Source organism: Streptomyces sp. NPDC056160 (genome assembly GCF_042268205.1).
Classification (GTDB): domain Bacteria; phylum Actinomycetota; class Actinomycetes; order Streptomycetales; family Streptomycetaceae; genus Streptomyces.
Map to the genome: position 1 here is coordinate 1 of NZ_JBHJUW010000219.1, position 9,480 is coordinate 9,480.

8 protein-coding genes are annotated in these 9,480 nt (G+C 68.9%); 5 read left to right on the plus strand and 3 right to left on the minus strand.

The window, feature by feature from the left end; all coding sequences use genetic code 11:
* Nucleotides 1-246 precede the first annotated feature (246 nt).
* Nucleotides 247-546: a group II intron maturase-specific domain-containing protein gene (locus ACFC02_RS39890; RefSeq protein ID WP_376367504.1), complete on the plus strand. Its 300-nt coding sequence runs from the start codon at nucleotides 247-249 to the stop codon at nucleotides 544-546.
* A gap of 80 nt (nucleotides 547-626) precedes the next feature.
* Here the strand turns inward: ACFC02_RS39890 and ACFC02_RS39895 are convergent, their stop codons facing one another.
* Both ACFC02_RS39895 and argJ read right to left on the minus strand, forming a co-directional pair.
* Nucleotides 627-761 carry a hypothetical protein gene (locus ACFC02_RS39895; protein WP_376367488.1) on the minus strand — a complete coding sequence of 45 codons (135 nt, stop codon included), beginning with the start codon at nucleotides 759-761 and terminating at the stop codon, nucleotides 627-629.
* A gap of 45 nt (nucleotides 762-806) precedes the next feature.
* Entirely contained in the window at nucleotides 807-1,949 is a 1,143-nt protein-coding gene (gene argJ / locus ACFC02_RS39900; protein WP_376367490.1) for a bifunctional glutamate N-acetyltransferase/amino-acid acetyltransferase ArgJ, read from the minus strand.
* Between the two features lie 446 nt (nucleotides 1,950-2,395).
* Between argJ and ACFC02_RS39905 the strand changes: the two genes are divergently transcribed.
* Together ACFC02_RS39905 and ACFC02_RS39910 are read left to right on the plus strand one after the other, a co-directional pair.
* A complete protein-coding gene (locus ACFC02_RS39905) occupies nucleotides 2,396-4,114 on the plus strand; it encodes a thiamine pyrophosphate-binding protein (RefSeq protein ID WP_376367492.1) in 1,719 nt (572 codons plus the stop codon).
* Nucleotides 4,114-5,703 (plus strand): asparagine synthase-related protein, encoded by a 1,590-nt coding sequence (locus ACFC02_RS39910; protein ID WP_376367494.1) that lies wholly within the window; start codon nucleotides 4,114-4,116, stop codon nucleotides 5,701-5,703. The genes ACFC02_RS39905 and ACFC02_RS39910 overlap by 1 nt, the downstream gene beginning before the upstream one ends.
* Before the next feature lie 5 nt (nucleotides 5,704-5,708).
* On the opposite strand, the gene ACFC02_RS39915 is transcribed toward ACFC02_RS39910, so the two are convergent.
* Nucleotides 5,709-6,920, minus strand: coding sequence for an IS110 family transposase (locus ACFC02_RS39915; RefSeq protein WP_376367496.1), 1,212 nt, complete (start codon nucleotides 6,918-6,920; stop codon nucleotides 5,709-5,711).
* A gap of 232 nt (nucleotides 6,921-7,152) precedes the next feature.
* On the opposite strand from ACFC02_RS39915, the gene speB reads away from it, so the two are divergent.
* Both speB and ACFC02_RS39925 read left to right on the plus strand, forming a co-directional pair.
* On the plus strand, nucleotides 7,153-8,103 hold the full coding sequence (gene speB / locus ACFC02_RS39920) for an agmatinase (RefSeq protein ID WP_376367498.1): 951 nt from the start codon (nucleotides 7,153-7,155) through the stop codon (nucleotides 8,101-8,103).
* The gene (locus tag ACFC02_RS39925) at nucleotides 8,100-9,365 is read left to right on the plus strand and encodes an ATP-grasp domain-containing protein (RefSeq protein ID WP_376367500.1); all 1,266 of its coding nucleotides are present in this window, start codon (nucleotides 8,100-8,102) and stop codon (nucleotides 9,363-9,365) included. The genes speB and ACFC02_RS39925 overlap by 4 nt, the downstream gene beginning before the upstream one ends.
* Nucleotides 9,366-9,480: the final 115 nt, after the last annotated feature.

Below are 9,480 nucleotides of genomic sequence, written 5' to 3' on the forward strand. Positions count from 1 at the left end.
TCCGAGTACTTGTAGGTCCCCAACGGGAACTCCTGATCTCTGGAACTTCATAGTTCCAGTGTCCAGGGTGTCCACGACCAGGGGGAAACCTCCGTCTACTGCAGGGACTCGTACCGGCGTGGCTCCTACGAGCACACGTCGTTCACGTTCCTCGGGTACACGTTCCGCCCCAGGAAGAACCGGAATCGGCACGGCAAGCAGTTCCTGTCGTTCGAGCCGGCCATCAGCAGACAGGCCCTGACCCGGATCGGTCGCGAGGTGCGTTCCTGGCAACTGCACCTGCGTAGCGGCACCTCCTTCGGAGACCTCGCCCGCACCATCAACCGTGTGGTCGGGGGGTGGATCAACTACTACGGACGTTTCCGGCCGTGGGAGCTGATCCCCTTCGTGATGCGCATCAACGCCTACCTGGTGCGCTGGATCCGCAAGAAGTACAAGCGGCTCGCAAGCCGCCGGAAGGCCCACGCGAAGCTCGTGGAGATCGCACAGCGGTACCCGCGGATGTTCGCACACTGGCGCCTCACCACCGCCGCCTGCGAGATCTGATGATCAGAACGACAAGAGCCGTGTAACGGGAGACTTTTACGCACGGTTCTGTGAGGGCCGAGGGGTGAGATCCCCCTCGGCTACTCGATGAACTCCTCGTTGGCGTAGTTGCGGTAGTCGAAAACGTGCTGCGGATTCAGCCGGAAACCGATGGCGGACATCGCGTAGTAGGAGATGCGCTCGGGGTGGAAGAAGTTCGCCAGCCCGTCCCACACCAGCCGCGCGGTGGCGGCCTTCGGATCCGGTGAGGTGGCGGCCGTTCAGGTGGTGTAGTCCGCGTTCAGCTTGACGTAGCCCTCGGTCAAGTCACAGCCGTACACCGTGAACTCGCCTTCTGCGATCCCGAGATCGACCCGCAGTGTGACCTGATTGTCCGTCAGGCATCGGGCGGCGTCCGCCAACAGGGTGGCGGCTTGTTCGGCCGGGTAGAGCTGCTTGTCACCGAAAGCGATCCGGACCGCCTCGGGGTGGATGTCGGTCTCCTCGTGAAGCTTGCCAATCGCCATCGCGATCCGGCCCCAGTTCGGATCGGCACCGTGAATGGCGGTCTTGACCAGCGGTGAGTTGACGATCGCCTTGCCGACGCGCTTGGCCTGAGCCGCGTCACGAGCGCCGGTCACCTCCACGGTGATCGTCTTAGTGGCGCCCTCACCGTCCGAGGCGATGTCCTTGACCAGCGCCAGCGCACAGCTTTGTAGGGCCTGTTCGAAGGCCGCTAGGTCAACGGGGCCAGCCGCGCCGTTGGCGATGACGGCAGCGGTATCACTGGTCGAGGTATCGGTGTCGATGCTCAGCGCATTGAACGTCACGTCGACCACGCGGCGGAAGATCGCGTCCAGTTCGGACTGCGGCACCGCGGCGTCGGTGAAGAAGAAGGTGAGGAGGGTCGCCATGTTCGGCTCGATCATCCCGACCCCCTTGGCGATGCCGACCACGGTGGCGTCGCCGCAACGGGTCGTGTGCAGCTTCGAGCGGGTGTCGGTGGTCATGATGCCCCGGGCCGCGGCCGCGAAGTCCGCCTCCGGCAACGGCCAGTCGAGGGTACGCAGGCCCTCCTGCATGCGCTCGATGGGGTAAGGGCGCCCGATCACGCCGGTGGAGGCGACGATCAGTTCCTCGGCGGGGACACCGGCCCGCTCGGCCACGAGCTCCCGCAGCAGAGTGGCGTGCTCCAAGCCCTGCGGCGTGGCGACATTGGCATTGCCGGACACGACCACAATCCCCCGGGCGTCGGCCACACTCCGGCTGAGCCGTACGCTCGGGCCCGCGAAGCGCGACCGCGTGAATACCGCCGAGCTGGTCGCCGGGACGGCAGAGAGGACCACCGTGAAGTCTTCGACCCCGTCTTTCACGCCGATATTCGTGGAGATGCTCCGGAATCCGGCAGGAGAGATCTGACCCATAGTCGTGACACTTTCTCGCTCAGGACCGCATAGAGATACATCGGAGTGTACAGATCATGCCGCCGCAGCTGCAAAGTCTCGCACAAAAATAGTTGATATAAGCCATTGTGTCCGAATGTCGGTATCGATTGAGTGATGCAGATCACTCCTGGCGATGCATACCTTTGCCTTATGGTGATCATGGTGACTGGTGATCAGCTCGTGTTCGCGCTGGGAGGGGGCATGGTCAGCACGGCATCGAACCCAGGCAGTTGAGCCCGGTTGCACCGGCGCGCCAAGGTGGTCCCATATCGCCCCTGGCCCACCAGCTCCTTTGTGTGGCCTTTTTAATTCCGTACATTTCCGCGGCATGCGCTCGGCATGCCCCTGGTGCGCACGACAAGCATCCCGGGAATCCAATTCGCCAGGGGGCCGTACCGCTGCGCACGAGAAGAAAGGGTCTTTTGGTGTCGCGAGTCTCCGCTATTCCTGCCGGAAGTCGAACGGCCGCTGTCGCTCTGTTGGAGCGCCTGCACGCCCACGGCGTGCGGCACGTCTTCGGCGTCGTCGGCCGCGAAGCCGCATCCATCCTGTTCGACGAGGTCGACGGCATCGACTTCGTCCTCACCCGGCACGAGTTCACCGCCGGAGTCGCCGCCGACGTGCTCGCCCGGCTCACCGGCCAGCCGCAGGCCTGCTTCGCCACCCTCGGCCCCGGCATGACCAACCTGTCCACCGGAGTGGCGACTTCGCTGTTGGACCGCAGCCCCGTAATTGCGCTCGCCGCCCAGTCGGAGTCCTACGACATCTTCCCGGGCGACACCCACCAGTGCCTGGACTCCGTTGCCGTCATAACGCCCATGACCAAGTACGCACGGCAGTTGGAGCGTCCCGACGAGATCACCGACCTGGTGGACTCCGCCGTCACCGCCGCCATGACCGAGCCGGTCGGCCCGGGATTCATCAGCCTGCCCGTCGACCTGCTTGGTGCGCCGCTCCCGGAGGACGCCCCGCCGGCGCCGGAAGCCCCCCGCTTAGGTAAGCCCGTCGCCACCGTGGACGCCGGGTGGCAGGATCAGGTGCCGAAGGTCGCAGAGTTGATCGCCGGGGCCGAGCATCCGGTCCTGGTGGTCGGCGCCTCCACAATCCGCTCGGGCGCTGTCGAGCAGCTCCGTGCCCTGGCCGAGCGGCTGCGCATCCCCGTCATCACCACTTACATCGCCAAGGGCGTCATGCCGCACGCCCACCCGCTCAACTACGGTGCCGTCACGGGCTACATGGATGGCATCCTCGACTACCCCGCGCTGGACGAGCTCTTCGGCCCCGCCGATGTCATCCTCACCGTCGGCTACGACTACGCCGAGGACCTGCGCCCCTCCATGTGGACCCGGGGCGTCGACAAGACCGTGGTGCGGATAGCCCCGACCACCAACCCGGTCCCGCGCGTCTACCGACCGTCGGTGGACGTCGTCACCGACGTGGCGGCGTTCGCCACCGCCCTGGACGCCGCCACCGCGGCCGTCGAGCCACGGACGCCCCACGACATCTCGGGTCTGCGGGCCCGGATCGCCGAGTTTCTGGCCGACCCGGCGGAGTACCAGGACGGCATGCGCGTCCACCAGGTCATCGACTCGATGAACACCGTCCTGGAGCAGGTCGCCGGTCCCGGCCGCGGCACCGTCGTCAGCGACATCGGCTTCTTCCGCCACTACGGAGTGCTGTTCGCCCGCGCGGACCAGCCCTACGGATTCCTCACCTCGGCCGGATGCTCCAGTTTCGGTTACGGCCTGCCAGCCGCCATGGGCGCGCAGCTGGCCCGTCCGGGCGAGCCCACCTTCCTCATCGCGGGCGACGGCGGGTTCCATTCCAACAGCGCCGATCTGGAGACTATCGCCAGGCTCAACCTGCCGCTGGTCATTGTCGTGGTCAACAACGACACCAACGGCCTGATCGAGCTCTACCAGAACATGGGGCACCACCGTTCGCACGACTCCGCCATCCGTTTCAGCAGCGTGGACTTCGTCGCGCTCGCCCAGGCCAACGGGGTGGAGGCCACCCGGGCCGGCAGCCGCGAGGACCTGCTCGCCGCGCTCCGCAAGGGCGCGGAGCTCGGACGGCCGTTCCTGATCGAGGTGCCGATCGCGTACGACTTCCAGCCTGGCGGCTTTGGAGCGCTGAGCATCTGATGCACAGTCCGGTGACACCTGCTGCGGCGGCCTTCGTGGTCGCCGCGGCGGCCGCTCCCAAGGAGCTGCCGGAGCTCCGTGAACCGCTGTTCGCCGCCAAGGGGCAACTGCAGCCCGTGCACCACCGGGGGGCCAGGCACACCTGGGCCGGCTGGATGCTCACCCTGGAGAAGCATCCGACTGACGCGGCGTCAGCTCGCCACGGCGACGTGTCCGTGCTCTTGGCGGGCGAGCTCTACAACCGCCAGGAGCTGGCCCGGGCCACCGGGCACGAGCCGGGCACTCCCGAGGTGACCGACGCCCAGCTGCTGGCCGAGGCCTACGCCCGCTACGGTGAGCACGCCTTCCGGATGCTCAACGGCCGCTTCGCCGCCGTGCTGTGCGACGGTCCCGTCCTCCTGGCCGCCACCGACCACGCTGGCGGCGTGCCGCTCTACCTCCGGCGCACCGCGACGGCGGTCCTCCTGAGCACGGAGGCGAAGACCCTGCTAACGGCCGACGACGGCCGCCCGGAAGGCGTGCGCGGCCTGCCCGGCGGCCTGCTCCCTGTGCGGGGCAGCGACAGGGTGCGGCAGCTCCCGGCCGGTACCGTGGCGGTGCTCGCCCTGGAGACCGGTGCGGCCCGCGCCTTCCGTACTTGGCAGCCCTCACCGGCCCGCCACCTGCCGCTGCCGGAACAGGCCATCGCGCGGACCCGGCAGGTACTGGAACAGGCCGTCCGCACCCGGCTGCCGGGCACCGGCACGCCGACGATCGTGCTGTCCGGCGGCATCGACTCCAGCTCTGTCGCCGCCCTCGCGGCCGGTGCGGGTCTGGGGCTGAGCACGGTCTCCATGGGCACCGACCTGAGCGACGAGTTCCCCGCGGCGCGGCTGGTCGTCGAGCACCTGGGCGGGCTCCACCCCGGTCTGCGGCACACCGAGCTCACCCTGACCACGCAGGACCTGCTGGCCGACCTCCCGTGGGCTGTCTGGGCGGCCGAGGTCTCCGACCCGGACATCATCGAGTACCTGCTGCCGCTCGTCGCGCTTTACCGCCGCCTGGACGGTCCACCACGCCGGATCCTCACCGGCTACGGCGCGGACATCCCGCTGGGTGGCATGCACCGCCACGCCGAGCGGTTGCCGGAGCTGGACGACCTGGTCGCCCGTGACATGGCCACCTTCGACGGGCTGAACGAGATGAGCCCCACCCTCGCGGCCGTGGCCGGGCACTGGTCCAGCCACCCGTTTTGGGACCGCGAGGTGCTCGACACGCTGGTCACGCTGGAAGCCGGCCTCAAGCGTCGCGACGGGATCGACAAGTGGGTGCTGCGGCGCGCGACGGCCGATCTGCTGCCCGAGGCCACCGTCAACCGGCCGAAGCTCGGCGTGCACGAAGGCTCTGGCACCAGCAGTGCCCTGACCGCCCTCTTCCTGGCACGGGACATCGCCCCGGAGGAGGTCCGCCAGGCCAAGCAGCAGGCCCTGGAAGCCCTGTACGACGCCCTGATATCCGGGCGTACCCACCCGGATGACATCGCGCTGGACGATGTTCTGCCGAAAGGATTCCCAATGGAGTTGTCAACCCGTGATGGTGACTCACTGTGAGCGTGTCAGCCCAGCACGACGGGGGTCTGCGGCGCCGTGAGCTCGAAGGGCCGACCGTCACGTATGAGGGCCCACAGGACGTTCAGGCGGCGTCGTGCCAGGGCGGCGATCGCTTGCTTGTGGCCTTTGCCCTCTGCTCTCTTGCGTTCGTAGAAGGCGCTGGAGACCGGACAGGAACGGGCGGCGACCATGGCGGACATGTAGAAGACCCGCAGCAGGCGTCGGCAGTAGCGCCGTGGGCGGCGCATGTTGCCGCTGATGCGTCCGGAGTCCTTCGGGACCGGGGCCAGGCCGGCGACGCCCGCGAGGCGGTCGGCGCTGGCGAAGATGCTCAGGTCTCCGCCGGTGTGGGCGATGAACTCGGCGCCCAGGACGGGACCGATGCCGGGCATGCTCAGGATCACCTCGGCGTGCGGGTGGTCGCGAAACCGGCCCTCGATCAGGGCGTCGGTCTCGGCGATCTCCTCATCGTGGGCCATCACCTCCCTCGCGAGCTTGGCCACCATGGCGGCGGCCAGCTTCTCCCCGGTGACGGTTGTGTGCTGGGCCTCGGCGGCCTCCACCGCGGTGGACGCGACGAGCTGGTAGTTGCGGACCTTGCGGTTCTTCAGCCAGGCCGCGAGCCGGTTCCTGCCGATCCGCCGAAGGGCGGCCGGGGTCTGGTACTGGGTCAGCAGCACCAGGGCCGCCTTGGACGTCTTGTAGCCGAAGGCGCGTTCCAGGGCGGGGAAGTACTCCAGCATCTGGGCCCGCAGCCGGTTGATCGCCCGGGTGCGGTCGGCCGCGAGGTCCAGGCGGCGCGAGGTGAGGATGCGCAGGTCCACCGCGATGTCGTCGCCCCGGTGGATCGGCTCCAGGTCGCGGCGCATGCGGGCCTGGTCGGCGATGCCGAAGGCGTCCTTGGCGTCGCTCTTGCCGTCGCCCCGGTAGGAGCCGGAGGTGTGGTAGACAGTGCGGCCGGGGATGTAGAGCACCTGCTGGCCGTTGTCGGTCAGCAGAGCGATCATCAGCGCGGCTCCGCCGGCGTTGAGGTCGATCGCCCAGGTCACCGGGTCGCCCTGGCTCAACTCCAGCACATCGGCGATTAGTTTGAGCAGAGCGGTCTCGTCGTTGTCCACCCGACGCGACAGCCGGCGCTTGCCGTCAGCGCTGGGCACCACGCAGTGATGCGCGGCCTTGCCCGCATCCGTACCGGCCCACAGCTCGGGCACGGCCACCTCCGAAGTCGTATCCGTTCACAGCCCAGCAGACGACCTCGCCAGCGTGTCCTTACCAAGCGATCTTGTGCCGCGCATCCCAATGAGTGGTCGAGTTGTCGCGGGATGCCGAGCGGCCAATCCTTTCATGCCACCACTGGGCTGAACCCACCAAGCCACACCCAGCATCCCTGGGTCTTTCGATCCTACGAGTGACCGAAACCAACCCACCTACAACGTAAGGACTCCACCCATGAGCGCGGAGCGGATCGACGCGGTCTCCTCACCCCGCTACGCCCAACTGCCTACGTTCATGCGCCTGCCGCACCAGCCGGATCCGGAAGGGTACGACGTGGTCGTGGTCGGCGCCCCGTACGACGGCGGCACCAGCTACCGTCCCGGCGCGCGGTTCGGCCCGCGCGCGGTGCGGGCCGAGTCCGTGCTGCTGCACGGCACCGGTGTCGACCGGCCGCAGGGCACCTTCGACCTGATCCGCGCCGTGGACGCCGGTGACATTGACCTCTCCCCGTACGACATGGGCGCGGCGATGGCCCTCGCCACCAGCCGACTCGCCGAGCTGGCCGAACGCAACGACGCCCTGCTGATGATCGGCGGCGACCACTCGCTCAGCCTGGCGGCGCTCCGGGCAGCCCACGCCCGGTACGGCCCGCTGGCCGTGCTGCACCTGGACGCGCACTCCGACACCTACCCTCCCGTCTACGGCGGCACCTTCCACCACGGCACCCCGTTCCGGCACGCCCTGGAGGAGGGTCTGGTGGCCCCGGGCGCGCTCGTGCAGGTCGGCATCCGCGGCCACACTCCCGCGGTGGACTCGCTGGCCTGGGCGCGAGAGCAGGGGGTGAGCATCGTGACCGCCGACCAGGTGATGGAGGATGGCATCCGCCTGGTGCTCGACCTGCTGCAGGCCAAGACGGCCGGGCTGCCGCTCTACGTGTCGGTGGACGTGGACGTCGCCGACCCGGCGTTCGCGCCCGGCACCGGTACCCCCGCACCAGGCGGCTTGTCCAGCCGCGAGGTGCTGGCTCTAATCCGGGGCGTAGGGGCGCTGCGGCCAGTCGGATTCGACGTGGTGGAGGTGTGCCCCGCCCACGACGTCGCCGGCATCACGGCACTCTTCGCGGCCGAGATCGGCGCGGAACTCCTCTACCAGTACGCCCGCTCGCACAAGGGAAAGCAGGCATGACCGCGCTCGGTACTTTCGCCGTGGTGGAGACCTGGCTGTCCCCGGTGGGCCGCACTCCTCTGGTCGCCGCGCGGGAACTCGGCTTCGACACCCTGTTCCTCACCCGGGACCTAGGCGTCTACACCCGCACACCCGAGAGCCGGACCGCCTGGCAGGAGTGCGCCGGCCGGGTGGTCATCTGCGACACCCAGGATCCCGCAGCCGTGGTGGCGGCACTGGCTCAGGAGGCGGACCTGCGGGGGGTGTTCACGACCAACGACTACAACGTGCCCGTGGTGGCCGAAGCCGCCCGGGCCCTGCACCTGCCCGGCCTCGACCCGCAGGCCGCCCGACGGGCCTGCGACAAGCAACTCACCCGGCAGACCTGCCACCAGGCCGGAGTGCCCACACCGGGCTGGCACTGGGCCCGGACTGCCGAGGGGGCTACGGTCGCCGCCCGGACGCTGGGGCTGCCCTGCGTGGTCAAACCCCTGACCGATGCCGCCAGTATCGGCGTCCGGCTCTGCCGGACCACCGCCGAGGTGGTAGAGCAGTTCCACACGATCACGGCCAGCCCCGAGGACTTCCGGGGCGGGCTTCGCAAACCCGGTGTACTGGTGGAGGAGTACCTGATCGGGCCCGAGGTGAGTGTGGAGATCGTAGCCACCGAGGCGGGTGAGCACGTCGTACTCGGTGTCACCGACAAGGCCCTGGGACCGCACCCGCACTTCGTGGAACTCGGCGAGACCTTCCCCTCGGTGCTGCCCGGGAGCGTCCAGGAAGAGGCCCGCACCGCAGCGCTGGCCGCGCTCCGGGCGCTGGGACACGACTTCGGAGCGGCCCACGTCGAGATCAAGCTCACCCCCCGCGGGCCACGCCTCGTGGAGGTGAACGCCCGCATGCCCGGCGCCTGGATCACCAGGCTGATCAGGGAGGCCGTCGGCGTCGACCTCCAGCGGGAACTGGTCCGGCTGTACACCGGTGAGCGGCCCGATCTGAAGGTACGGGAGCTGGGCGGCGCGGCCTCGCGCTACCTCACCTCGCCGGACACCGGACAGCTGGCCGGTGTACACGGCCTGGACCTCGCCGCACACGTGCCCGGCACCGTGGAAGTCGAGGTGCACGCAGAGGCGGGGGACCAGGTCCGGCGAGCCCGCGACAACGTGGACGTCATCGGCAGTGTCGTGGCAACCGGTCGTACCGGCGGCGAGGCCGCGCGGCGCGCGGACACCGCACTGGGCCAGCTAGGCGTGACAGTCACCGAGGAGCGCGAACAGCTGTGACCACGACGCGGTCCCACCCCTCGGAGAAGGGCGGCGGCCACGGCGGCCCCCCGCGCAGCGCCCCCCCCCCGCTCGTGCAAACCCACGGCGCAGGCACGGATGCAGAAAGCACCCC

What these genes read in the sequence shown, in the direction of transcription:
- argJ (WP_376367490.1), bottom strand. Translation starts at nt 1,949, where the DNA reads ATGGGTCAGATCTCTCCTGCCGGATTCCGGAGCATCTCCACGAATATC.
- ACFC02_RS39910 (WP_376367494.1), top strand. Translation starts at nt 4,114, where the DNA reads ATGCACAGTCCGGTGACACCTGCTGCGGCGGCCTTCGTGGTCGCCGCG.
- ACFC02_RS39925 (WP_376367500.1), top strand. Translation starts at nt 8,100, where the DNA reads ATGACCGCGCTCGGTACTTTCGCCGTGGTGGAGACCTGGCTGTCCCCG.
- speB (WP_376367498.1), top strand. Translation starts at nt 7,153, where the DNA reads ATGAGCGCGGAGCGGATCGACGCGGTCTCCTCACCCCGCTACGCCCAA.